Origin of the sequence: Marinomonas piezotolerans, assembly GCF_003362755.1 — a bacterium.
Lineage (GTDB): Bacteria > Pseudomonadota > Gammaproteobacteria > Pseudomonadales > Marinomonadaceae > Marinomonas > Marinomonas piezotolerans.
The window spans coordinates 243900-268672 of the sequence record NZ_QKRA01000003.1; the positions used below are offsets into that span (position 1 = coordinate 243900).

General features: G+C 47.7%; 18 protein-coding genes and 1 pseudogene. 14 read left to right on the plus strand and 5 right to left on the minus strand.

Annotated elements, in window-relative coordinates; translation table 11 throughout:
- Positions 1–19 precede the first annotated feature (19 nt).
- The 8 genes from DN730_RS08665 (at position 20) to DN730_RS08700 (ending at position 10017) form a co-directional block, all read left to right on the plus strand.
- A complete protein-coding gene (locus DN730_RS08665; protein WP_115467723.1) occupies positions 20–1228 on the plus strand; it encodes a thiolase family protein in 1209 nt (402 codons plus the stop codon).
- 145 nt (positions 1229–1373) lie between these two features.
- Positions 1374–2135 carry a crotonase/enoyl-CoA hydratase family protein gene (locus DN730_RS08670; RefSeq protein ID WP_115467724.1) on the plus strand — a complete coding sequence of 254 codons (762 nt, stop codon included), beginning with the start codon at positions 1374–1376 and terminating at the stop codon, positions 2133–2135.
- A gap of 18 nt (positions 2136–2153) precedes the next feature.
- Positions 2154–2921 (plus strand): 3-hydroxyacyl-CoA dehydrogenase, encoded by a 768-nt coding sequence (locus DN730_RS08675; RefSeq protein WP_115467725.1) that lies wholly within the window; start codon positions 2154–2156, stop codon positions 2919–2921.
- 12 nt (positions 2922–2933) lie between these two features.
- Positions 2934–4691 (plus strand): acyl-CoA dehydrogenase family protein, encoded by a 1758-nt coding sequence (locus DN730_RS08680; RefSeq protein WP_115467726.1) that lies wholly within the window; start codon positions 2934–2936, stop codon positions 4689–4691.
- A 68-nt stretch (positions 4692–4759) separates the two neighbouring features.
- Complete coding sequence (locus DN730_RS08685; protein WP_115467727.1) at positions 4760–6604, plus strand: feruloyl-CoA synthase; 1845 nt, start codon at positions 4760–4762, stop codon at positions 6602–6604.
- 86 nt (positions 6605–6690) lie between these two features.
- Entirely contained in the window at positions 6691–7440 is a 750-nt protein-coding gene (locus DN730_RS08690; RefSeq protein WP_115467728.1) for an electron transfer flavoprotein subunit beta/FixA family protein, read from the plus strand.
- Positions 7441–8370, plus strand: coding sequence for an electron transfer flavoprotein subunit alpha/FixB family protein (locus DN730_RS08695; RefSeq protein ID WP_115467729.1), 930 nt, complete (start codon positions 7441–7443; stop codon positions 8368–8370).
- 21 nt (positions 8371–8391) lie between these two features.
- Positions 8392–10017, plus strand: a complete 1626-nt coding sequence (locus DN730_RS08700) for an electron transfer flavoprotein-ubiquinone oxidoreductase (RefSeq protein ID WP_115467730.1) — start codon at positions 8392–8394, stop codon at positions 10015–10017.
- A gap of 60 nt (positions 10018–10077) precedes the next feature.
- Here DN730_RS08700 and DN730_RS08705 read toward each other — a convergent pair whose 3' ends face one another.
- Entirely contained in the window at positions 10078–11256 is a 1179-nt protein-coding gene (locus tag DN730_RS08705) for an AGE family epimerase/isomerase (protein WP_115467731.1), read from the minus strand.
- Positions 11257–11500: 244 nt separating this feature from the next.
- Here DN730_RS08705 and DN730_RS08710 point away from each other — a divergent pair, with 244 nt between their 5' ends.
- The 4 genes and pseudogenes from DN730_RS08710 to DN730_RS08720 all read left to right on the plus strand — a co-directional run bounded on the left by DN730_RS08710 (position 11501) and on the right by DN730_RS08720 (position 15872).
- Positions 11501–12886: an MHYT domain-containing protein gene (locus DN730_RS08710; RefSeq protein WP_115467732.1), complete on the plus strand. Its 1386-nt coding sequence runs from the start codon at positions 11501–11503 to the stop codon at positions 12884–12886.
- Between the two features lie 15 nt (positions 12887–12901).
- Positions 12902–13072: pseudogene (locus DN730_RS19390) on the plus strand (PAS domain-containing protein); the annotation flags it as partial.
- Positions 13070–14860, plus strand: coding sequence for an ATP-binding protein (locus DN730_RS19395; RefSeq protein ID WP_342768178.1), 1791 nt, complete (start codon positions 13070–13072; stop codon positions 14858–14860). The pseudogene DN730_RS19390 and the gene DN730_RS19395, both read left to right, overlap by 3 nt.
- A gap of 1 nt (position 14861) precedes the next feature.
- Positions 14862–15872, plus strand: a complete 1011-nt coding sequence (locus DN730_RS08720) for a response regulator (protein ID WP_115467734.1) — start codon at positions 14862–14864, stop codon at positions 15870–15872.
- A 116-nt stretch (positions 15873–15988) separates the two neighbouring features.
- Here DN730_RS08720 and DN730_RS08725 read toward each other — a convergent pair whose 3' ends face one another.
- Genes DN730_RS08725 through DN730_RS08740 form a run of 4 tightly spaced genes read right to left on the minus strand, consistent with a single transcriptional unit; the run spans position 15989 to position 21190 of the window.
- Positions 15989–16222, minus strand: coding sequence for a formate dehydrogenase subunit delta (locus DN730_RS08725; RefSeq protein WP_115467735.1), 234 nt, complete (start codon positions 16220–16222; stop codon positions 15989–15991).
- A 20-nt stretch (positions 16223–16242) separates the two neighbouring features.
- Positions 16243–19116 carry a formate dehydrogenase subunit alpha gene (fdhF, locus tag DN730_RS08730; protein WP_115467736.1) on the minus strand — a complete coding sequence of 958 codons (2874 nt, stop codon included), beginning with the start codon at positions 19114–19116 and terminating at the stop codon, positions 16243–16245.
- 2 nt (positions 19117–19118) lie between these two features.
- Positions 19119–20693: a formate dehydrogenase beta subunit gene (locus tag DN730_RS08735; protein ID WP_115467737.1), complete on the minus strand. Its 1575-nt coding sequence runs from the start codon at positions 20691–20693 to the stop codon at positions 19119–19121.
- On the minus strand, positions 20690–21190 hold the full coding sequence (locus tag DN730_RS08740) for a formate dehydrogenase subunit gamma (RefSeq protein ID WP_115467738.1): 501 nt from the start codon (positions 21188–21190) through the stop codon (positions 20690–20692). Before DN730_RS08740 ends, DN730_RS08735 begins: the two co-directional genes overlap by 4 nt.
- A gap of 567 nt (positions 21191–21757) precedes the next feature.
- Between DN730_RS08740 and DN730_RS08745 the strand changes: the two genes are divergently transcribed.
- Positions 21758–23326 (plus strand): Re/Si-specific NAD(P)(+) transhydrogenase subunit alpha, encoded by a 1569-nt coding sequence (locus tag DN730_RS08745; RefSeq protein ID WP_115467739.1) that lies wholly within the window; start codon positions 21758–21760, stop codon positions 23324–23326.
- 9 nt (positions 23327–23335) lie between these two features.
- Positions 23336–24745: a Re/Si-specific NAD(P)(+) transhydrogenase subunit beta gene (gene pntB / locus DN730_RS08750; RefSeq protein ID WP_115467740.1), complete on the plus strand. Its 1410-nt coding sequence runs from the start codon at positions 23336–23338 to the stop codon at positions 24743–24745.
- The last annotated feature ends 28 nt before the right edge of the window (positions 24746–24773 follow it).

A 24773-nucleotide genomic window follows, 5' to 3' on the forward strand; every position in this document is an offset into this window, starting at 1 on the left:
AATAATGGAGTAGTCATTTATGTCTATCAAAAACGTCGAGATCCCTTACGGTGCGTATTGGAGCACCCCATTTACCAAGTGGCAGGGCACTTTGCAGTACCTTCATTCAATGAAGTTTGCCGCGCACGTTGCGAAACAAGAATTAGCGAAACGCGAAATTGACCCTAAGGTATTTGATTCAGGTGTCTTGGGTATGACCATTAACCAGTATCAATCGTTTAACGGTGCTCCGTGGCCGTTATTTGATATTGGTGCAACGCACACGCCAGGTCACGCTGTGAATCAAGTGTGTGCGACCAGTGCGCGAGGCTTGTTTGCTGCGTCATCTGAAGTGATGTGTGGCATGGCAAATGTTTCATTGCTCCTGACCGCAGACCGTTGTTCGAATGGCCCGCATCTCTTCTATCCAAATCCAAAAGGGATTGGTGGTTCAGGTGAATCGGAAGATCAAGTGACCTACAACATGATGAACGATTGTGTAGGTGGTCACTCCATGATGCAAACAGGTGAAAATGTTGCACGGCGTTTTGATATTTCTCGTCAAGAGCTCGACGCGGTCACGTTGCGTCGATACGAGCAGTACCAAGAGGCGTTAAAAGATGATCAGGCTTTTCAAAAGCGTTACATGACTTTGCCGCTGTTCGTACCAACACCAAACTTTAAAAAGGAAGCCGCGGTTCTGACAGGGGATGAGGGAGTTTTTCCGACCACAGCCGAAGGTCTTGCTAAATTGAAGCCTGTTGTTGAGGGTGGAGTGATTACTTATGGCAACCAAACCCATCCTGCTGACGGCAATGCGGCCGTTATCGTGTGTCATAGCGATCAAGCGGCAGCCTTGTCCAGTGATGCTTCAATTAAAGTTGAGATACTAGGATTCGGTCAGGCTCGTGATGACTTGGCCTATATGCCAGCAGCGCCTATCGAAGCATCCAAACGAGCGATGCAGATGGCAGGTATCGATATTTCACAAATCGATGCAATCAAAACGCATAACCCGTTTGCAGTGAACGATGTTGCGCTGGCAAAAGCGTTCGATATCGATGTCATGCAAATGAATAACTATGGTTGTTCGTTAATTTGGGGGCATCCTCAAGGCCCAACAGGTATGCGTGCCATTATAGAAATGGTGGAAGAGCTCGCATTGCGAGGCGGAGGCTACGGCTTATTTACGGGCTGTGCAGCAGGTGACACAGGAATGGCAGTCGTGATTCGGGTATCCGATCGTTAAGGTTCGTTCATTAGTGCATTGGCCACACTTTGTGTGGCTTTTTTTTAAATTTTCACGATCGTTGGGTTTGACATTTGTTTAGTTGTACAACTATTATGAATTCATACTAATAGCCCATAAACATAACAATAGAGGCATGCATATAATGACCTACCAATACATTCAATTTACAAGCGAGGGTGGCATTGGTCATCTTAGACTTAACCGCCCAGAAAAGAAGAACGCGATCAATGACGCGTTGTGCTTAGAAATAGAACACGCCCTAATTAATCTATCTGATGACGTTAATGTCATCGTTTTTTCGGGTTCGGGTCCAGAGTTTTGTTCTGGGCTAGACCTGAGTGAGCATAAAGCTCGTGAACCATTTGAAGTGGTTAAGCACTCCAATATGTGGCACCGCGTATTCGGACTTATCCAAAATTCAGGCATTCCAGTTGTTGCTGCTATGCAAGGTGCAGTGATTGGTGGCGGACTGGAATTAGCTATCTGTGCGCATGTGCGAGTGACCGACACGAGTACATACTACCGCTTACCAGAAGGGCGCCACGGCATCTTCGTTGGCGGCGGTGCGTCGGTTAATGTTGCGCGAGTGATTGGCACAAGTCGCATGACGGAAATGATGTTGACAGGCCGCATTGTTGACGCTGAAGAAGGTTACCGTATTGGTTTAGCACACTACGTAGAAGAAGAAGGTAAAGCGCTTGAAAAGGCGATGGAGCTAGCGGCTGGCATTGCGAAAAACAGTAAATATTCGAACTGGGCTATGACTACTGGGTTACAGCGTATTAGCAGTATGGCGGCGGACGACGGCTTATATACTGAATCACTGATTTGTGGCATCACCCAAACCAGCGACGAAGTGAAAGCTCGTATAGAAGGTTTTTTAAATCGTAAGAAAAGTTCTTAAGTCATAGGAGTATCGAATATGCAGATTCAAGACCGTCATTTTGTTGTTACAGGATCCGCTTCAGGTATTGGTGAAGCCGTTGCACGTCGCTTGCACCGCCTTGGGGCCAGTGTCTCCTTAGCGGATATTAATGAGCAAGGTTTGCAGCGCGTTGCAGAAAGTTTGGGCGAACGAGTTCAGTACGCAGTGACAGATATTTCCGATGAAGCGTCAGTGCAAGCATCGCTCGATAAAGCTGTCGCGACCTTTGGTGAAATTAATGGCCTTGTTAACTGTGCTGGGATTCCAGGCGCAGAGCGTGTGGTTGGACGTGAGGGTCCTCATTCTCTCGCAGGGTTCGAGCATGCGCTAAAAGTCAATTTGCTTGGCACGTTCAATATGGTTCGGTTAGCAGCAGACAAAATGCAGCACAATGAGCAGCAGCTTAACCTAGAACGTGGCGTTATTATTAACACTGCATCCGTGGCAGCGTTTGATGGTCAAATTGGGCAGGCAGGTTATGCTGCATCCAAAGGTGGCGTGGTTGCAATGACACTGCCGATTGCTCGTGAATTAGCGCGTTTTGGTATTCGTGTCATGACGATCGCGCCGGGAATCTTTAAAACACCCATGATGGATGTGCTTCCAGAGGAAGTTCAGCAGTCGCTAGGGGCGTCGGTACCTTTCCCTCCTCGTTTGGGAGAGCCTGATGAGTTTGCACAACTAGCCCAACAAATTATCGAAAACAGCATGCTAAACGGAGAAGTCATTCGTTTAGATGGTGCCATTCGTATGGCTGCGAAGTAGAAGAGGGTGACGATGAGTTATTTGGCCCCTTATAGAGATATGCAGAGCCTGATGCGCCAAGCACACCAAGCGCTTGGATTATCTCAATTCTCCTCACTAGATGATTACGACCTGGATCTGGCCGACGCCATCATAGATGAAGCAAATAAGTTCGCCAGTCAAGTGCTAGCGCCGCTCAACCAAGTCGGTGATACCGTGGGGTGTCGTCTGGAAGACGGTCAGGTACTGACTCCGCCAGGTTGGAAAGAAGCGTACCAACAGTTCTGTGAAGCTGGATGGTTAGGGTTGGCGTTACCTGAAGAGTATGGGGGCCAAGGCCTGCCGAAGTACATTGCGCAACCTGTAAATGAAATGTGGCAGTCCAGCAACCTCGCATTTGTCATGTTCGCTGCGCTCGCTCAAGGCGGCACAGAAATTCTGCAGAAATTTGCTAATGATGACATTAAGGACCGTTATTTAAGCCGAATTGTGAGCGGTGAATGGACCGTTGCGATGGCGCTCACTGAACCCAATGCTGGCTCAGATTTAGGCGTGTTGACGACGAAGGCACTGCGTCAATCGGATGGTACTTATCAAATCAAAGGCCAGAAAATCTATATTACCTACGGTGAGCACGATATGGCTGAGAACATCGTCCATTTAGTTCTCGCTCGGACGCCCGACGCGCCTTCTGGTAGTCGAGGTTTGTCCTTATTTGCCGTGCCCAAATACCGCGTCCAAGACGACGGGCAGCTCAGTGAGTTTAACGATATTCGTTGTACGGGAATTGAACATAAAACTGGCCTGCACGGAAGCCCGACGTGTTCTATCAGTTACGGTGATAAGGACGCATGCATCGGCGAGTTGATTGGTGAAGAGAATCAGGGACTGAAAGCCATGTTCATATTGATGAACGAGGCTCGTCTCAGTTGTGGATTACAAGGTGTTGCGCTTGGGGAGTTAGCATTTCAAAAGTCTCTTACTTACGCGCATGAGCGTGTGCAAGGCTCCATTGCTGGACAAGGTCGTGTTGCTATTATTGAACACCCCGATGTACGACGTATGTTATTGGATATGCGCTCCCAAACCTACGCTCTTAGAGCGCTAGGTTATCGTATAGCGGCTATGATAGATGCCAAAGAAAACTCAGATGATCATCAGCATGTTAGCCGTGTTGCACAGCAGATCGCATTGTTAACGCCTATATTTAAAGGGTTTGCCACCGAGCAAGCTAATCTTACCGCAGGCTCTGCTATTCAAGTATTTGGAGGCATGGGATTTGTCGAAGAAACGGGCATTGCTCAGGTGATGAGAGATGCACGCATTACGACCATTTATGAAGGCACGACGGGTATTCAAGCGAAAGATTTGCTTCACCGAAAAGTGCGTTTGGATCAAGGCGCGGCGCTTGATGAGCTGCTAGCGAGTATGCGTACGGATGCTTCTTTAGCTCAAAGTAATGCAGACTTGGGCCTCTTGGCAGAGCGTTTCGAAGGTGTCTTGAATACCTTGGAAAAAGTGCAGCGACACATTTTGTCAGACCAAGCTGATATCACTGAATTAGATGCTGTTGCCGTGCCTTATTTGATGGCATTGGGCGGCATCTGTAGTGCCTGGCAACTGCTTACGAGCGCTTATCGTGCTGCAGAGCAACAAGATCAAGACAAAGAGTATTTTGGTAATGTGATGCTGTTAGCGTCATTTTATTTTAATAACCAGTTACCTAAATTCGAGGCTTCCCTCCATACCGTCTTACAAAGTGGATCTGAGGTTAGCCAATACCGATTCTAAACGAACTTTAATCAACTGAACCTAACCTTCTTTGAACCTATAAAAATAAGAAGTCTCAGGAGTACAAAATGACAAACGAATTCCATCCTATAAAAGTCACAAGCCATGCTGTATTGGTTGAAGACCGTGAGAATGGTGAGCAACTCATACACAGTGAAACCCCACTTAGTGATTACGCTCGATGCCTGACAGATCAGCTTGCTCACTGGGTTTCTAAAACGCCTGACGTTGTGTTTATTGCACAACGAAATGAACAGGATGAATGGGTCAAATACACCTACGCGGAAACCTACCAAAAAGTGAAGCAATTGGCTTCATGGTTACTGACGCAGCCTGTCTCAGAAGATCGCCCAATCGCATTTCTGTGTGGTAATAGCATTGAGCACCTTTTACTCGCATTGGCTGGATACTATATTGGAGTGCCTCATTCACCGGTTTCGCCCGCGTATTCTTTAGTCGCGAAAGACTATTCTAAGCTCAAGCACGTGATTGACTTGCTAAGTCCTGGTTTGGTGGTCGTAGATACCTTAGCGCCATACGAAACGGCGATCAGTGCGGTCTGCGATGAACAGACTCAAGTTGCCGTCATGAAAGGTACGACCGTACCTGAAAAGATTGCTAATCCGACGATAGCGTTTGATGAGTTTTGGGAACACGATGTTGATGAATCAATAGAAGCGCTTAACCAGAAAGTGAGCGGTGATACAGTTGCCAAAATACTGTTTACCTCTGGTACCACAGGTATGCCAAAAGGCGTTATGAATACGCAGCGTATGTTGTGTGCGAATGCAGTAATGATTCGCGATACCATGACATTTCTGAAAGACCAGCCGCCAGTCATGGTGGATTGGCTTCCGTGGAACCACACCTTTGGTGGCAACCATAATATTAGTATCGCGCTCTATAACGGCGGCACTCTATATCTGGATGATGGCAAGCCAACGGAAGCACACTTTGGCAAAACCTTGCGTAATCTCGCTGAAGTGGCTCCGACCGTCTATTTTAACGTGCCAAAAGGGTTTGAACTGCTGGTCGCTAAGTTGGAAAAAGATGAAGAGCTAGCGAAGAAATTCTTCTCTCGGTTGCAATTCACCTTCTTCGCAGCGGCGGGGATGGCACAGCATATTTGGGATGCACTGGATGCGCTAGCGATCAAATATACGGGCAAAAAAATTCCAATGCTTACAGGATTAGGAGCGACTGAAACAGCGCCGTCTGCCATGTTTGCATCGGTTGAAGAAAGTGCGTCCGGCGTGATTGGTACACCCGCACCAGGGGTTACACTGAAGCTAGTACCAAACTCAGGCAAATTGGAAGTGCGTGTCAAAGCGGTCACTGTCATGCCTGGCTACTGGCGCCAACCAGAATTGTCTAAGAAGGCATTTGATGAAGAAGGGTTCTATTGTTTGGGCGATGCAGTGGCTTACTTGGACCCCGCTGATCCAAATCGTGGCTTCCGCTTTGACGGTCGAGTATCTGAAGACTTTAAACTGGACAGTGGTACCTGGGTCAGCGCTGGAACATTGCGTGCGCGCTTTATTAGTGAATTCGCGCCACTGGTGCAAGACGTTGTGCTATGTGGTGCTGACCGTAGTGACATCAGTGCACTTGTATTTCCAGATATGTACCAATGCCAGCAACTTGTCGAAGGGCCGCTAACACCTGAGGAGCTGGTGAATCACCCTGTTGTACGCGCGACTTTTGAACAAAAACTTAAAGAGTTTGAAGCCAAGGGTACGGGCAGTTCTACGGTTGTGAAGCGTATTTTGTTGCAGCATGTAGCACCGAGTTTGGACGCTCATGAAGTCACCGATAAAGGGTCTTTAAACCAGCGAAATGTCCAACAAAATCGTGCGGATCAGGTTGAGATGCTCTATTCAGTGCCACAATCTGTCAGTGTAATTAGCGTTTAATGTTATTGAAGGAAGTCAGTATTCACGCGAATCTTATTGTGTATTTGGCGGTAATTGTTACAGAAAAGAATACTTAGGTGACGAACATGAAAATATTAGTTGGTGTAAAGCGCGTAATTGATTACAACGTTAAAGTTCGCGTAAAAGCAGACAACAGTGATGTAGACCTTAGCAATACTAAAATGGCGATCAATCCGTTTTGTGAAATTGCAGTTGAGGAAGCGATCCGACTAAAAGAGGCTGGCATTGCTAGTGAAGTGATCGCTGTGAGTGTCGGCACCAGCGCTTGCCAAGAGCAACTGCGCACAGCGCTGGCCTTGGGTGCAGACCGAGCTATTTTAGTTGAGAGTGATGCTGCGGTTGAACCACTGAATGTCGCGAAAGCATTTGCTAAGGTGATGGAACAGGAGCAGGCTGACCTAGTGATTTTGGGTAAGCAATCCATAGACTCGGACAACAACCAAGTGGGTCAGATGCTCGCGGCGTTAACTAAACGACCTCAAGGTACGTTTGCTTCCAAGGTTGATGTAGAAGGGCAGTCTGTTGCTGTGACACGTGAGATCGATGGCGGTCTGCGTACCGTTAAGCTAGCGTTACCTGCTATTGTTACTACGGATCTTCGACTAAATGAGCCGCGCTTCGCCAAGCTTCCTGACATCATGAAAGCTAAGCGTAAGCCGCTTGATACGACATCATTCGCGGATCTGGGGGTTAAAGCGAAGCAACATATTCAGCTTGATAAAGTTGAAGCGCCTGCGGCGCGTCAAGGTGGCGTGAAAGTCGCTTCGGTTGACGAGCTGATTCAAAAACTAAAAGATGAAGCAAAGGTGATTTAAATGGCTACTTTATTGATTGCAGAACATAACGGACAAGAATTGGCGCCTGCAACGTTGAGTGCTTTAACGGCTGCGCAACAGTTAGGCAGTGATATCACCATCTTAGTGGCAGGTAACGATGCACAAGCCGCAGCAGACCATGCTGCACAGTGTGAGGGGGTGAGTCGCGTATTACTGGCTCAGGGGGACAGCCTTGCCCATGATTTGGCTGAAAACTTGAGTGAGCTAATTGTTTCTCATGCCTCTGGTTTTTCCCACATCATGGCGCCTTCAAGCTCTGTCAGCAAAGATACTATGCCACGCGTCGCTGCGTTACTGGATGTGGGGCAATTGTCCGATATTATTGAAGTTGTGAACGACTCGCAATTTAAGCGACCTATCTACGCTGGTAACGCGATCGCGACGGTAACCTCAAGTGACGCTACCAAAATCATTACAGTGCGCGCGGCTGCGTTTGACAAAGCCGCAGCCAGTGGCGGATCAGCAACGGTCGAATCCATTGACGCTCCAGCAGATGCAGGGGTATCCAGTTGGGTAAGCGATGAGCTAACCAAATCAGAGCGACCAGAATTGACTGCGGCAGAGCGCATTGTCTCTGGCGGTCGAGGCGTCGGTAGTAGTGAGAACTTTGCGTTACTCGAAGCGCTAGCAGATAAACTAGGGGCGGCAGTTGGTGCTTCTCGTGCTGCAGTTGACTCTGGTTTCGTTCCAAATGACATGCAAGTTGGGCAAACAGGCAAAATCGTTGCGCCGGATCTATACATGGCGTTCGGTATTTCTGGAGCGATCCAGCATTTAGCGGGCATGAAGGATTCGAAGGTAATCGTTGCGGTGAATAAAGATGAAGAAGCGCCAATTTTTCAAGTTGCCGATTACGGTTTAGTTGGCGACTTGTTTGACGTCTTACCAGAGCTAACGGAAAAATTATAAGCAGAACTAAGGAGTGCCATTATGCGTGAATCGATGGAGTTTGATGTTGTCATCGTAGGGGCTGGGCCTTCTGGGTTATCAAGCGCAATTCGTTTAAAGCAATTAAACGCTGACTTGAACGTTTGTGTGCTTGAAAAGGGCTCAGAAGTCGGCGCGCATATTTTGTCAGGTGCCGTTGTTGAACCTAGAGCGTTAGAAGAGCTGTTCGAAAACTGGCAAGAGCTTGGAGCACCTTTGAACACGCCTGTCAGTAAGGATCAAGTTTTTCTGTTAAAAGATGGGCAGTTGAGCAAGGAGCTGCCGCATGCTTTGGTCCCTAACTCCATGCGCAATGATGGCAACTATATTGTTAGTCTTGGTAACTTATGTCGCTGGCTTGCTGAACAGGCAGAGGGCTTAGGAGTTGAAGTATTCCCAGGTTTTGCGGCGGCAGAGATTCTTTATCATGACGACGGTAGCGTTAAAGGTGTTGCGACGGGGGACATGGGAGTGTCTGCTTCTGGCGAGCAGCTTTCTACCTATATGGAAGGCATGGAGTTGCATGCTAAATACACGGTATTTTCAGAAGGTTGTCGCGGTCATCTCGGTAAACAGCTGATTAAAAAATTTGCTCTGGACTCAGGTGCCGACCCACAGCACTATGCGCTTGGCATAAAGGAGCTATGGCAAATCCCTGCAGAGAAGCATCAGCCAGGTTTGGTATTACATGGTGCTGGTTGGCCACTGGAAGAGGCGAGTGGCGGCTTCTTTTTGTACCACGGTGATAATCAGCAGGTCGTAGTCGGATTGATCGTCGATCTAAACTATAAAAATCCTTGGCTCAGTCCTTATGAGGAATTTCAGCGACTTAAACATCATCCCGTGATTGCACAATACCTTGAAGGTGGGGAGCGTGTTTCCTACGGTGCGCGAGCGATTACAAAAGGTGGTTGGAATGCGCTACCAACTATGTCCATGCCTGGCGCAATGTTGATCGGCTGTGATGCCGGAACCCTCAATGTCGCAAAAATTAAGGGTACGCACACTGCGATGAAATCCGGTATGTTAGCAGCGGAAGCGATGGCTAAAGTATTTGCGGATGCATCGTTACCCTTGGGCGAGACGTTTAACGAGTTGTTTGATCGCTCATGGTTGCGTAGTGAGCTATATGGCACTCGTAATTTTGCGCCTGCGATGCATAAATTTGGCACCTTTTGGGGTGGCGCATTTAATTTTATAGATCAAAATATTTTGGGTGGAAGAATGCCGGTGACGCTGCATGACACGTCGCTGGATCATGCTCAGATGGCAAACGCCTCTGCATCCCCAAAAATTGACTATCCAAAGCCTGATGGGAAGTTAAGCTTTGATCGCTTATCGTCGGTTTTCCTTTCTAATACCAATCATGAAGAGGATCAGCCTTGCCATTTAACGTTAGCGGATAGCAGTATCCCAACGGGCAGCAATTTAGAGAAGTTTGCTGAGCCTGCACAGCGTTATTGCCCAGCAGGTGTTTATGAGATTATCGAGCAAACTGACGGTCCAAAATTTCAGATCAATGCGCAAAACTGCTTGCACTGTAAAACGTGTGATATTAAAGATCCAGCACAGAATATTACCTGGGTAACTCCAGAAGGGACTGGCGGCCCCAATTACCCAAATATGTAATGTCTTTACCTTGATCGCTTCAAAAGCCAGCGTAAATGCTGGCTTTTTTGTGGTGCTAGCTCATGGTTTGGTCATGACGTCTAATACATCCCAGCATGCGCCAAGTGTGTGATAGTCCACTTTCCCCATGGGTGATTTCTCATTGCTGATTTTGGCACCCTTGCGGGATACGACTCGGTACCAGGCGCCATGTTGATGGTCAATTAAGTGGTCCCAGCTGTATTGCCATAGCCTCTTATACCAGTCCAAATACTCTGTGTTTTGGGTGAGATCATATAAACGGTACGCTGCGGCAATGGCCTCAGCTTGTACCCAAAAGTACTTTTGGTCATCAGCGAATTCACCGCTTGGTGCAAAGCCGTATACTAATCCTCCAAATTGCGAGTCCCAACCTTTCATCATTGCTTGATCAAACAGACTTTTTGCGCGTTCTCGATACCAGTTGTCGGGGCTAAGTTGATCTAGTTGCAGTAGTAACTTGGTCCATTCGACTTGGTGTCCAGGTTGAAACCCCCAAGGTTTGAATAAATCATCAGGCTTATCGATGTTGTATTGCCAGTCAGGTTGCCAATCTTGTGTGTAATGTTCCCAGACAAGGCCATCTGAGGCATCGCATAATTCTCCCGCAAAACGCCTAGCAAGTTGCTGAGCACGAGTTAGAAAACGTTCATCGCCAGTGGCTTGATAAGCGGCGATAAAAGCCTCGCACATATGCATGTTGGCATTTTGTCCTCGGTAAGGTGCGAGTTCTGATAAGGTTGCATCACACTCGTCGGCGTAGGCTTGGTAATTGGGCTGGTAAAAATGACATTCGAGCAAATCGTAGAGGTGATTAAGCTTCTCTGTGGCATCGGTTAACCCTGCCATATGAGCGTGAGCGTAGGCAAGCACAACAAAGGCTTGACCGTAGGCCATAGCGGTGTTGTCTGACGTATCACCTAGCATCCAAGCATAATGGCCAGTTTCACTGCGATAGTGATGGGTTTCTAAGTAACGTAATGCGTGGAGCGCCCACTGCTGATAGTGCGAACCGTACCCACGTCGATAGGCTTCAGCGTAATTAAAAACGAAGCGTGCAGAAGACACAAGGTGGCGAGATGTTGTGTCGAATACGTACCCATCGTCAAGAAAGTTTTGAAAGAACCCTCCTTGTGGATCTTTGGCAACGTCTTCATAGAATGACAAAATTGATTGTGTGTGCTGAGTAAGGAACTCAGGGGAAGTAAATGCTTGAGCCATAAAGTGAATCCTTATATAAGCCGTAATGTTTTACTGTATATCTTGTGACATATGCAACCTGCGGTATACGTCCTTCAGCAAAGATGTAATAGAATGATCAGCGTCGATACTGTTGTTATCGTTGACAAAGCTTTGACGATATAATTATCTATCATTATTCTGGTCAGTAGCTTCATTGGATGACGATTAGAGGTACCCATTCGGCTTGGACTGGCATTAAGTTTAAAACGTGCAAGGACTCACTGTGTCTTTTTTTGATGGACTATCCTCTTTATTTATATCAGACGTATCCAATATTTCATTGGTTCAAGGCCAATATGATAGTTGGCTGGTTGTGCTTTCGGTCCTGGTGGCGGCCAGTGCATCATTCTTTGCCTTACGGCTAGCTGAAACTGCCCGAAATATAACACTTGATCGGTATCGGTATGTGGCTCAGTTTTCTGGAGCTGTTATTCTCGCTGGTGGAATCTGGAGCATGCATTTCATAGGCATGCTCGCGTTTACTATGCCGCATCCTATGGCTTACGATCTAAGTCTTACCATTCTGTCTTTATTTCCCGCATTGATTGCAGGCTTCATCGTCATTAAGTCTCTTGCCCGCAATGAGAGCACCTTTCCTGCGATACTCCGAAGTGGCATTTTTGTTGGCGTTGGAATCGGCGCAATGCATTACATTGGTATGGCAGCAATGGATATGCCGCTAACGCTTAAATACAATCCCTATCTATTTCTAATATCGATTTTTGTCGCCGTATGCCTCGCCGTAGTGGCGCTGGTCTCACGCTCAGCGATGCGGAAGTACTTTCCTAATATGTCATCCATTAGAATCAAGATGATCGCCGCTGTGATCATGGGCTGTGCGATCGCGGGGATGCATTACACAGGAATGGCCGCTGCCTACTTTATAGACTCTGCCCCTAATTCTACCGTCCATATTGATGTTGATGATCGTTATATCGGGTATGTCGTTGCGGCCTTCTCGATGATTATCTTTGTGATGGCTGTGAGTGTTAGTGCACAGCTGCGCTATCGTCAGATGTTGGTCGATATTAGATCCAGTGAAGGCCGGCTTAAGGCAATTCTAGAGACGGCAACAGATGGTCTTTTGACGATTAATGGGTGTGGCATCATTCAAGAAGTGAATCCTGCAGCGCTAAGAATATTTGGTTGGAGTCAAGCTGAGCTCTTGGGACAGAGCATAAAGGTATTGATGTTGGATGAATCAGATCCTAACTACGACAGTTTGCTATCTGACTATTTCAATCCTGCAAAATCGACCGTGCTAGGTCATACAAATGAAACTTGGGTGAAACATAAGTCGGGTCGTTTGTTTCCCATTCAGTTAGGGGTAGGGCGAATCGAATCAGATGATGGTGAACCCCTTTATATCGCTTATGTGTCCGACATAAGTGCCCGTAAAGAAATGGAAGAGCGGGTTTTAAAAAGTGAAGAGCGCCTAAGTTCACTGATTAGAAATATGCCTGGTGTTTCGTTCCGTTGTATGCTGGATCAAAACTGGACGCCGCTTTTTGTCAGTGAAGCTATCCATGAATTACATGGCTACAGCGCGTCGGAGTTTTTAGAGCAGGGGCATGATTTCGGCGGATGGATTCACCCCGATGATAAATAATATGTCCAAGAGTTTTTTGATGATGCGGTAGGGACAAAGAGTACTTACTCCCTAGAGTATCGAACGTTGCATCGTGATGGACGCACAGTGTGGGTTTTGGAGAGTGGCACCATCGTTTACGACGACTCTCAGGAGCCGCAATGGATAGATGGCGTAATGCTGGATATTTCAGATCGTAAAGCGATGGAGCAAGCGTTACGAGAGGCAAAGGTTCAAGCAGAAGACGCGGCCGAATCGAAGGCATCGTTTTTGGCAAATATGAGCCATGAAATTCGCACACCTATGAATGCCATTATCGGCTTTAGCGATATCTTACTGGATTCGGATCTGCCGATCGATGCGCAAAAGCACTTAGAAACAATCAATCGATCAGCGCAGTCATTATTGCACCTGCTGAATGATATTTTGGACAGCGCTAAGTTAGATAAAAGTAAACTTGAAATAGACTGTGTGCCTTTCCGGATTTCGACCTGTGTTGATACTGTTGTGTCTACCTTGTGGCTCCAGGCAAAAAATAAAGGCATCGCTCTTAACCTTAAAATGGATCACGAATTACCTACCGTTGTTATGGGCGCAGAAGACAGAATCCGCCAAGTGCTGATGAATTTGGTCGGTAATGCGATTAAGTTTACCGAGCAGGGAGCGGTTGACCTTCATTTGATGGCAACCCCCAATAAAAATGGGTGGTTGCGTTTTGGGGTGTCTGATACGGGAATAGGGATTGAGGAGCATCGTCTTGCGGCGATCTTTGAGCCGTTTACTCAGGCCGATGCATCAATGAGTCGACGTTTTGGGGGATCCGGATTAGGAACAACAATCTCGAAGCAGCTAGTAGAGCTGATGGGCGGTGAAATACACGCGACTAGCGAGGTTGGGCGGGGCAGCTATTTTTACTTTGACTTGCCCCTCAATACTGCGGATGAGTCAGAGCTTGTGATCAGCGATGTGACTTTGAAACTTCCTTCTCAGCGTGTCTTGGTTGCAGATGATATAGAAGAAAATATCGAACTACTAACGTTACTGCTAGCTAAACAGGGGCATGTCGTGTTGCAGGCGAAGGATGGACAAGCTGCTATCGATACTTATCAAGCTGAACACCCTGATATCGTGCTAATGGACATTCAAATGCCAATAATGGATGGGTTAGAAGCGAGTCGTCAGATACGCCAATATGAGCGGGCGCACGAGTTGTCAGAAGTTCCCATCATTGCACTAACCGCGAGTGTATTGTTAGAAGACAGGATGCAAGCAAAAGCAGCTGGCATGTCTGGCTTTGCGAATAAACCAGTGAACTTTGCCCAGTTAACACAAGAAATGGCACGGGCACTAAAGTTAGACGCGAGCGAGTTTGTGATCACTGAATCACGTGAGACTAACACTTCATACAAAGTGCTAAATATCCAGAAAGGTATCGAGCTGTGGGGAGATTACACTGTCTACATAGAGGAAGTGGCTAAGTTTTACCAAAAATATGACGTGATGATCGAAGAGCTGAATGTGGAGGTGGAGCAAGCTGATTGGCATCAACTGGAGCAGCGGGCGCATGCCTTACGAGGGCTAACCGGAAATCTAGCGTTATTACCTCTGTTACAGTTGTTTAATCAAATGGATCATGTGGCTAAGCTTCAAGATAAAAGGGGAGCACAGGCGTTGGTTCAGCAAATACAGGATTGTTGGCAACTGCTGGGTGTGGATATCGAGCAAATACAAAGTACAGACTATCATCAAGAAGAGTTAATGCCAGTGGGTGACGTCTTGAGTGATTCTGATATGGCCACGCTATTAGAACAGTGGGCACAATCAATCGAACGTGGGGAAGTCGACGATATGCTGGCACAGGAAATACGACAGGGTGCAAATGCAACGTTAGCTCCGTTGATCCGAAAAGCGTTGATTGCCATCGATGATTTTGAGTTCGAGGCCGCTCTAGTGAATATTCGCGATGCGCAAGAATTCCTGTCTGGAGGACAATAGGATGTCATTATTAATCAAACAGTTACCAAGAATTCTTGTGGTTGATGATGAGCCTGCAAACCTTAAGGTGCTGCGTCAGATATTACAGGATGATTATCGGTTATCTTTCGCGCGTTCAGGTATGGCCGCATTGGAGTTGTTAGCAAAAGAGGTTGTTGATCTGGTCCTGCTGGATGTCATGATGCCAGGAATGACGGGCTTTGAAGTGTGTCAGAAAATTAAAAATACGGAATCACTTGCGAACATCCCCGTGATATTTGTGACGGCGCTAAAAGACACCATAGATGAGGAAAACGGTTTCGAAACCGGTGCAGTTGACTATATCACTAAGCCGATTGTTCCGACGATTGTGAAAGCGAGGGTTAAGGCACATCTATCTCTAGTGCAGGCCGATGTTTTACGTGCGACTCAAGTCGATCTTATTCAGCGCTTAGGCCGTGCAGCAGAATACAAAGATAATGAGACGGGGATGCACGTACAGCGTATGAGTCGCTATTCCTATGTTCTTGCAATAGCGGCTGGGATTGATAAAGAGGCAGCAAGTGAATTACAGCTGGCGGCACAAATGCATGATTTAGGAAAAATAGCGATTCCAGATCATATTCTGCTTAAGCCGGGCCGTTTGGATCCGGATGAATTTGCGCAAATGAAAGCGCATGCTCAGATCGGCGCCGATATACTTGCCCGCCCTAAATCACAATTAGTTGCCTTGGCTCGCTCCATTGCCATAACGCATCATGAAAAGTGGGATGGCACAGGTTATCCAAATGGCCTGAAGGGAGAAGAGATTCCAATCGAAGGGCGCATTGCTGCCGTGGCGGATGTTTTTGATGCCTTGACGAGCGAACGGCCCTATAAAAAAGCATGGTCTGTTGAAGAAGCAATTGCGTTGTTGGAAGAGCAATCAGGTCAACATTTTGATCCTGAATTGGTGACCCTATTTGTTCGAGAATTACCAAAGATATTAGCGATTAAAGCTCAATTTGCAGAAGAGATGGGGACGAGAGATTAACGCTTAGATCACCACCTTAGGCCGTTTGTTCGTAGGATTCATGCTGTTAAACCAAAAAAGCCCCTTTATGTTTAAGTTAAAGGGGCTTTCTTGATTGGATCTTCGCTACTACGACGTTACGCGCTTATCTTGGCTGATAAACGTTCAGCTGCTAATTTAGCTGCAGGCTCGAATGTCTCGGAACCTTTTGCTAATTGCTCTGATAAGATCTTTTTCATGCGTCGTGACCAAAACTTGGTGATATGGTTTTCCACAATATCCGCCACGTCAGATTCAGATCCGGCACTCACATTGTTTTGAGCAATGTGGTTAATCATCGTTACGATGCTTTCTTCTTCAGTATGAAACATAGTGCTCTCTCAATACCTACTTATTTAACAGCATCAGCGGAAGACGCTGCGCCACGCAAGAACTTATTTTGACGTTCGTGGTTGTCTTGGAAGTTCTTCTGCCATTCGGATGGCTGAGACACTTTCTCAACTTGCACTGCCGTAACCTTGTACTCAGGACAGTTTGTTGCCCAGTCTGAGTTGTTGGTCGTGATCACATTTGCACCACTACCAGGATGGTGGAACGTGGTGTACACCACGCCTGGCTGCATGCGTTCAGCAACCCGAGCACGAAGAACGGTTTGCCCTGCGCGACTGGTAATGCCTAGCCAATCACCTGTCTTGATACCGCGTTCTTCAGCATCGTGTGGATGGATATCTAGGATATCTTCGTCGTGCCACGCTTGGTTGTCTGTACGACGTGTTTGAGCACCTACGTTGTATTGGCTCAAAATACGGCCGGTTGTTAGCAACAGAGGGAAGCGGCTGTTTGCGCGTTCCGTTGTTGGTACAAATTCCGTTACAGCAAACAGTGCTTTTCCTTCGTCACCGATAGGGAAACTTTCAGTGTGCATGATCGGTGAGCCCATAGGGAACTCATCATTACATGGCCACTGTAAGCTACCGTGTTTTTCTAGCATTTCGTAGCTAACGTTGGCGAAGCTTGGCGTTAATTGCGCAATCTCATCCATGATCTCGGATGGATGTGAGTAGTTCATTGGATAGCCTAAAGCATTTGAAAGCTCGACGGTTACTTCCCAATCTTCTTTACCTGCCACAGGTGGCATCACTTTACGAACGCGGTTGATACGACGTTCTGCGTTGGTGAAGGTACCGTTTTTCTCTAGGAAAGTAGAACCTGGTAGCAATACATGAGCGAATTTCGCTGTTTCGTTCAAGAAAATGTCTTGTACGATCAAGCAATCAAGCGCAGATAGGGCCGCTTCAACGTGTTGTGTGTTCGGGTCAGACTGAGCGATGTCTTCGCCTTGGACGTACATAGCTCGGAATTCACCAGACAAGGCCGCATCAAACATGTTCGGGATACGCAGTCCTGGTTCATCATCCAGCGTAACGCCCCATACTTTCTCGAAGCGAGCACGAGCAACGGAGTCAGACACGTGTTGGTAACCCGGTAGCTCATGTGGGAAAGAACCCATGTCACAGGAACCCTGAACATTGTTCTGACCGCGTAGAGGGTTAACGCCCACTCCTTCGCGTCCCATATTCCCCGTGGCTAAAGCGAGGTTAGCGATGCCCATTACCATGGTTGAACCTTGGCTATGTTCGGTAACACCTAAACCGTAATAGATTGCAGCGTTTTTGGCGGTCGCAAACATACGTGCCGCTTCGCGTACTTTTTCGGCTTTAACGCCAGTAATGTCTTCTACGTTTTCAGGTGCATGACGCTCTTCAATAATGAACTCGCGCCATTTCGCGTAGGCATTGCCTTCACAACGTGCCGCGATAAACTCTTTGTCTTCGTAGCCTTCTGTCACGACTACATGTGCTAAGGCGTTTACCAACGCAACGTTGGTTCCTGGGCGAAGTGGCAAGTGTGTTGCTGTACCCAAGTGAGGCGTGCTCAAAAGATCAATCTCACGCGGATCCGCTACGATCAAGCTTGCGCCTTCACGAAGACGGCGACGCATTAGCGAGCCGAATACAGGGTGAGCATCGGTTGGGTTCGCACCGATAACAAGTATGCAGTCAGAGAACATGACTGAGTCAAATGTTTGTGTACCAGCAGACTCACCGAGTGTTTGTTTTAGGCCGTAGCCAGTTGGGCTATGGCAGACTCGGGCACAGGTATCGGTGTTATTGTTACCAAAGGCTGCACGAATTAATTTCTGAACCAAGTAGGTTTCTTCGTTGGTACAACGAGAAGAGGTGATACCGCCGATACTTTCACGACCGTATTGTGCTTGGATGTCTTTCAAGCGTTTTGCTGCAAAACCGATCGCCTCTTCCCAGCTGACTTCTTTCCAAGGCTGGTCGATGGAATCACGAATCATTGGCGCTTTGATACGGTCTTTATGTGTTGCATAACCGAATGCGAAACGACCTTTAACACACGAGTGACCGTGGTTGGCGTCGCCTTCTTTTGCTGGCACCATTCGTACTAGCTGATCGCCCTTCATTTCTGCTTTGAAGGAACAACCGACACCACAGTATGCACATGTCGTTGTGACGCTGTGTTCAGGTGTGCCCATGTCAATGACAGAGTTTTCCATCAGTGTCGCAGTTGGACACGCTTGTACGCACGCACCACATGAGACACAGTCAGAATCTAGGAATTGGTCGTTTTGACCCGCAGCAACTTTAGAGTCGAAGCCGCGGCCATCGATGGTCAGTGCAAACGTGCCTTGTACTTCTTCACATGCGCGGACACAACGTGAACAAACGATACATTTGCTCGCATCGAAGGTGAAATAAGGATTTGATTGGTCTTTCGGAGCGTCTAGATGGTTATTGCCATCAAATCCGTAACGTACTTCGCGAAGACCGACTGCACCGGCCATGTCCTGTAGCTCACAGTCACCGTTTGCTGGACAAGTCAGACAGTCAAGCGGGTGATCGGAAATATACAACTCCATGATGTTACGACGAAGCTTCGCAAGCTTGTCGTTTTGCGTGGTCACTTTCATACCCGCATCAACAGGTGTTGTGCAGGAAGCAGGTGTCCCACGGCGGCCTTCAATTTGAACCGCACAAATTCGACAAGAACCAAAGGCTTCGAGGTTATCGCTGGCACATAATTTTGGAATGTTGATGTCATGAAGTGCGGCTGCACGCATCACTGATGTACCTTCTGGTACGGTGATTTCCACACCATCGATTTCCAGTGTCACCATCTTCTCACTCAGAGAAGCGGGTGTACCGTAGTCTTTATTTGGGTCAAAATGTTGCAACATAATCAGACCTCCTTCGCTTGGGTCGCTGAAGCCGCGTTCTTAACGAAGTCCTCAGTAAAGTGTTTCATGGCGCTTTGTACCGGGAAGGGGGTCATACCGCCCATAGCACAAAGAGAACCGTCTAGCATGGTCTCACATAGGTCAGACAACAACTCCATATTGGCGTCGACGTTCTTACCTTCGCGAATACGGTCAATGACCTCGACACCACGGGTAGAACCAATACGACATGGCGTACATTTACCGCAAGACTCAGCAACACAGAACTCCATAGAGAAGCGTGCTTGCTCACTCATATCAACCGTGTCATCAAACATGACCACACCGCCGTGACCCAATACGGCATCTTTTTGGCTAAACTCTTCATACCCTAATGGTGTATCCCACTGACTTTCGTGCAGATAGGCTCCTAAAGGACCGCCAACTTGCACAGCACGTAACGGACGACCACTGCGTGTGCCACCACCGAATTCAAACATTAGTTCATTCAGTGTAGGTCCGAATGCTAATTCCACCAAACCACCGTACTTAACATTACCCGCGACTTGGAATGGTAAAGTGCCGCGAGAGCGACCAACACCGACATCGGCATAGGCTTTCGCGCCTTTGTCCAAAATGAATGGCACAGCCGCTAAAGACAATACGTTGTTAACCACGGTAGGTTGACCGAATAGGCCGACAATCGCTGGCAATGGTGGCTTCGCGCGCACTAGGCCGCGTTTGCCTTCTAAACTCTCAAGTAGTGACGTTTCTTCACCACAGATGTAGGCACCGGCTCCCATGCGTACTTCTAGATCGAAGTGGTTACCGCTGCCTAGGATGTCAGCACCTAATAGATTGTTTTCGTATGCGGTATTGATCGCTTTATTCAAGTTTTCGATTGAAAGCGGGTATTCAGAACGACAGTATATGTAACCCTGCGTTGCGCCAACCGCTAAACCTGCAATGGTCATACCCTCAATCAGCATGTAAGGATCACATTCCATGACTAAGCGGTCTGCGAATGTACCGGAGTCACCTTCGTCGGCGTTACAAACGATGTATTTTTGATTCTTCGGGGATTCTACATCCAGCACGGTTTGCCACTTGATGCCAGTTGGGAAGGCTGCACCACCACGGCCCCGTAGGCCTGACTCTTTTACGGCATCAACGATTTGTTGAGAGGAAAGTTTGATGGCGTTTTCTAGACCTTTAAAACCGTCGTTTGCTTGGTAATCTTCAAGCGAAACTGGATCTGTGATACCGAGACGAGAGAAGGTAAAGCGCTCTTGGCGTTTTAGGTAAGGGATTTCTTCTACTAAGCCCAGTGCTAAATCATGTTCAACATTGCCTTTCCAAAACTCTGCGGCAAATAAGGATTCAACATCACTATCTTTAACTGGGCCAAAACCGTATCGACCTTCAGCTGTATCGACTTCAACCAGTGGTTCGATCCAGTACAAACCGCGCGTGCCGTTGCGACGCACGTCGACGTCGATTTTATGCTCTTCAGCAACGATTTCAATGAGACGAGCAAGGCGATCTGCACCGCGTGCTTTGGCAGTCGTGTCTGAAGGAACGTGAATGCGAAATGTCATGACAGAATCTCCACTCGATCAGTTTTAAGCCCTTCTACTAACTCGTCAAATCGTGTTGCATCGACGTCTGCATGAATGTCGTTACCCACGCGGATAGAAGGACCGCAGGAACAGTTACCTAAACAGTAGACCGGCTCTAAAGTGATGTTACGGTCGGCCGTCGTTTGGTGATAATCCACCTCGAGAACAGATTTGGCGTGTGCTTCGAGTGCGCGGGATCCTTGCGCTTGACAAGCTTCTGCACGGCAGATTTCGACAACATGTCGACCTGGTTGATGCGTGCGAAAATGGTGATAGAAGCTGATCACACCGTGAACTTCTGCACGAGTTAACTTTAGCGCCTGAGCGATCAAGGAAACCGCTTCTTCAGGGACGTAAGAAAAGCGGTCCTGAATAGCGTGAAGTATAGGTAATAGAGCTCCTGGTTTACACTTGAGCTCATCAATGATGGCCTGGGCAGTTACTGGCTCCCATGCAACTGCTTTAGATGTAGTCATTGTATTTCCTCCTATCGCCCAGTGACAAAGTTGTCAGTAAAATCTGGCGGAAGTGTTGCTTATTATTGTAACGGTTGAAATCGAGTAGGGCAGAGTTGTACGTGTACAGTTCTCACGAAGAGCCTTAACTGCCGCTATCAAAAGTTTAAAACTGAAGCGCACATTAGCATAGGTACATTGCTCTAATTTATCTTATTGCGACACATTCAAGTGCTTTGACGCATATGTTTTTAAAATCGCTACTAAGAAATGTGGCCTAACTTTTATATGAAGCACTGCTGCAAATCAACACTTGTGCAAAATCTTCTGCCAATCCCATTCCAACTCTACAGATATGAATAAAAACATTACAAAAGTATAAATTTCGTCGCAATCGCAACCTGTACTGACGCTTGTGTGCAAGATCGCTTGGGGGAGCTGGTTTCTAATTGGCTTTATCGCTAATAATGTAGAGTGATAGTCGATATGGGTTGTATTCACATGACTTATATTGGGTGGTAGTCTACTTAAGTGGTTATGTAAGAAAACTTCTGCTTAAACTCGAACAAAAATAAGTACGGCATCATTATGAAAATTGGAATACCGAAAGAGATAGAAGACGGCGAGTTGCGGGTGGCGATGACCCCAGCTGTTGCGGAAAGGGTCAAAAAGCTAGGTTTCGACTTGGTGATTGAGAGTGGCGCAGGAGCGGCGGCGTCTTATTCAGACGAGGCGTATATAGCTGCGGGCGTTGAAGTCACCAGTGATACCAAAGCACTGTGGCACGATTCAGACGTGTTGATCAAAGTTCGCCCACCTATTGAACACCCAGAGCTAGGCTTTTATGGCATTGAGCTTTTGGGTCAAAATCAGACGTTAATTAGTACCCTTTATCCAGCGCAGAACTCAGTGAAGCTAAATCAATTAGCAGAACGAGGCACAAATGCTGTCGCTTTGGATGCCGTACCACGTATTTCACGTGCGCAAAAGATGGACGTATTGAGCTCGATGGCAAACATCGCAGGTTATCGTGCGGTCGTTGAAGCAGCACAACATTTCGGACGTTTCTTCACGGGACAAATCACCGCAGCAGGTAAAGTACCGCCAGCGAAAGTGCTTGTTATCGGTGCCGGCGTTGCAGGTCTTGCCGCCATTGGTGCGGCGAAAAGCATGGGTGCCATTGTACGCGCATTCGATACGCGCCCTGAAGTAAAAGAACAAGTCGAAAGTATGGATGCGGAATTCCTAGAGTTGGATTTCGATGACGAAGACGGTAGTGGCGAAGGTGGTTACGCCAAGGTCATGAGTCCTGAGTTCATTGCCGCAGAAATGGCGTTATTCGCTGAACAAGCCAAAGACGTCGACATTATCATAACGACAGCCCTTATTCCGGGTAAACCTGCCCCAGAACTGATCACCGAAGAGATGGTCCGTACCATGAAACCGGGCAGTGTGATCGTGGACTTGGCGGCTGAAACAGGCGGTAACTGCAAGCTGACCCAAGCCAACGACGTAGTGAATGTTCACGGTGTGACACTGATTGGCTATACCAACTTGCCAAGCCGAATGGCGGCGCAATCTAGTCAGTTGTTCGCCACCAACATTTACCACCTGCTCACTGAGTTGTGTCCAAACAAAGACGGTCAGATTGACCTGAATATGGAAGATGAAGTCATCCGTGGTGCCACCGTTGTGAAACAGGGCAACATCACTTGGCCACCACCGGCGCCACGTTTATCTGCGGCGCCAAAGACTGATGTAAGTGAGCCGCTACCGGAGGCCAAAGAGTCTGCGAAGAAAGAAGAGAAGAAGCCAAGTGCCTTTGGTTTCCTTGTGCCAGTATTGATCGTAGGTGCCTTGCTAATGGGGGTGGGCAGTGTTGCGCCTGCTGAATTTATGGGGCATTTAACCGTGTTTGTATTGTCGTGCTTCGTCGGTTATATGGTGGTGTGGGGTGTCAGTCACTCTTTGCATACGCCGCTCATGAGTGTGACCAATGCCATCAGCAGTATCATCGTCGTTGGTGCGTTAACTCAGATTTCGAACGACAGTGTAATCGTTTCGATTTTAGCGGCCTTGGCCATCTTTATCACCAGCATCAACATCGTCGGTGGCTTTGCCGTGACGCATCGCATGCTGAAAATGTTCCGTAAGTAGGAGACGACAATGAACTTTGGAGTAATGACGGCTGCCTACATCGGAGCCAGCGCCTTATTCATCATGGCACTGGGTGGCTTAAGCCACCAAGAAAGCGCACGCCGCGGTAATATCTACGGCATCCTAGGGATGGCGCTAGCGATGGTTGTGACCATTGCGGGTGCAGTGACTGATAATTATGGCCTTTTGCTACTCGGCTTGGTGCCGGGCGGTATCATTGGTTATGTCTTAGCCAAACGTGTAGAAATGACATCGATGCCTGAACTGGTGGCGATTCTACACAGCTTAGTAGGCTTAGCTGCCGTGTTCGTTGGTTTTGCCAACGCGTTAGGTCACGGTGAATCCGCTTCTGTTGTGGCGCAGCGTATTCATGATGTGGAAACCTCGTTAGGTATTTTCATCGGTGCGGTGACGTTTACTGGCTCTTTAGTTGCTTATCTTAAATTAAGCGGCAAAGTATCGGGTAACCCACTGCAACTACCTGGTCGTCACATGATCAACCTTGCGATCGTATTAGTGTCCTTGTACCTAATCGTTCAATTCGCAGCGGTAGGCGCAGCGGATGGTATGGTTTACCTATACATCATCACTATCCTAGCGTTGGTATTCGGTGCTCACCTAGTCGTAGCAATCGGTGGTGCAGATATGCCAGTGGTTGTCTCGATGCTGAACTCGTACTCGGGATGGGCTGCAGCGGCCATGGGCTTCATGCTTGGTAATGACCTATTGATCGTAGTGGGGGCGCTCGTTGGTAGCTCTGGTGCGATCCTGTCTTACATCATGTGTCGTGCGATGAACCGTAAATTCTTGAACGTTATCCTTGGTGGTATCGGTACTAAGAAGAAAAAATCTGCTCCTGCAGTGGGTGCTGCCGCTGAAGAGCAAGGCGAAATCGTTGAAATTCAGTCTGAAGAAGCAGCACACATGCTTGAGTCAGCGAAAGAAGTCATGATCATCCCAGGTTACGGTATGGCCGTTGCGCAAGCACAGCACACGGTATTCGAGATCACTAAGAAACTGCGTGAAAAAGGGGTAAATGTACGCTTCGGTATTCACCCCGTAGCGGGCCGTATGCCGGGTCACATGAACGTATTGCTGGCCGAAGCCAAAGTGCCTTATGACATCGTGTACGAAATGGATGAAATCAACGATGATTTCCCGAAAATAGACGTGTCCGTAGTCATCGGTGCGAACGATATCGTCAACCCAGCTGCAAACGACGTAGAAGACAGCCCAATTGCGGGGATGCCTGTACTTGAGCCATGGAAAGGTAAGCACACCATCGTACTGAAACGTGGTATGAGCCGTGGTTACGCAGGTGTAGAAAACCCACTGTTCTTCAAAGACAACACTCGCATGTTGTTCGGCGATGCGAAACAAACGGTAGATGCCCTGTTGAAGCATTTGTCAGCTGATTAGTTAGCTGGCGATATAAAGAAGCCCGAGG

Excerpts from the sequence above, each read along its gene's own strand:
- DN730_RS08685 (WP_115467727.1), top strand. The coding sequence starts at position 4,760 with ATGACAAACGAATTCCATCCTATAAAAGTCACAAGCCATGCTGTATTG.
- DN730_RS08680 (WP_115467726.1), top strand. The coding sequence starts at position 2,934 with ATGAGTTATTTGGCCCCTTATAGAGATATGCAGAGCCTGATGCGCCAA.
- DN730_RS08690 (WP_115467728.1), top strand. The coding sequence starts at position 6,691 with ATGAAAATATTAGTTGGTGTAAAGCGCGTAATTGATTACAACGTTAAA.
- DN730_RS08740 (WP_115467738.1), bottom strand. The coding sequence starts at position 21,190 with ATGACTACATCTAAAGCAGTTGCATGGGAGCCAGTAACTGCCCAGGCC.
- DN730_RS19395 (WP_342768178.1), top strand. The coding sequence starts at position 13,070 with ATGGAGCAAGCGTTACGAGAGGCAAAGGTTCAAGCAGAAGACGCGGCC.
- DN730_RS08675 (WP_115467725.1), top strand. The coding sequence starts at position 2,154 with ATGCAGATTCAAGACCGTCATTTTGTTGTTACAGGATCCGCTTCAGGT.
- DN730_RS08695 (WP_115467729.1), top strand. The coding sequence starts at position 7,441 with ATGGCTACTTTATTGATTGCAGAACATAACGGACAAGAATTGGCGCCT.
- DN730_RS08745 (WP_115467739.1), top strand. The coding sequence starts at position 21,758 with ATGAAAATTGGAATACCGAAAGAGATAGAAGACGGCGAGTTGCGGGTG.
- fdhF (WP_115467736.1), bottom strand. The coding sequence starts at position 19,116 with ATGTTGCAACATTTTGACCCAAATAAAGACTACGGTACACCCGCTTCT.
- DN730_RS08725 (WP_115467735.1), bottom strand. The coding sequence starts at position 16,222 with ATGTTTCATACTGAAGAAGAAAGCATCGTAACGATGATTAACCACATT.
- DN730_RS08735 (WP_115467737.1), bottom strand. The coding sequence starts at position 20,693 with ATGACATTTCGCATTCACGTTCCTTCAGACACGACTGCCAAAGCACGC.
- pntB (WP_115467740.1), top strand. The coding sequence starts at position 23,336 with ATGAACTTTGGAGTAATGACGGCTGCCTACATCGGAGCCAGCGCCTTA.
- DN730_RS08670 (WP_115467724.1), top strand. The coding sequence starts at position 1,374 with ATGACCTACCAATACATTCAATTTACAAGCGAGGGTGGCATTGGTCAT.
- DN730_RS08705 (WP_115467731.1), bottom strand. The coding sequence starts at position 11,256 with ATGGCTCAAGCATTTACTTCCCCTGAGTTCCTTACTCAGCACACACAA.
- DN730_RS08700 (WP_115467730.1), top strand. The coding sequence starts at position 8,392 with ATGCGTGAATCGATGGAGTTTGATGTTGTCATCGTAGGGGCTGGGCCT.
- DN730_RS08665 (WP_115467723.1), top strand. The coding sequence starts at position 20 with ATGTCTATCAAAAACGTCGAGATCCCTTACGGTGCGTATTGGAGCACC.
- DN730_RS08720 (WP_115467734.1), top strand. The coding sequence starts at position 14,862 with ATGTCATTATTAATCAAACAGTTACCAAGAATTCTTGTGGTTGATGAT.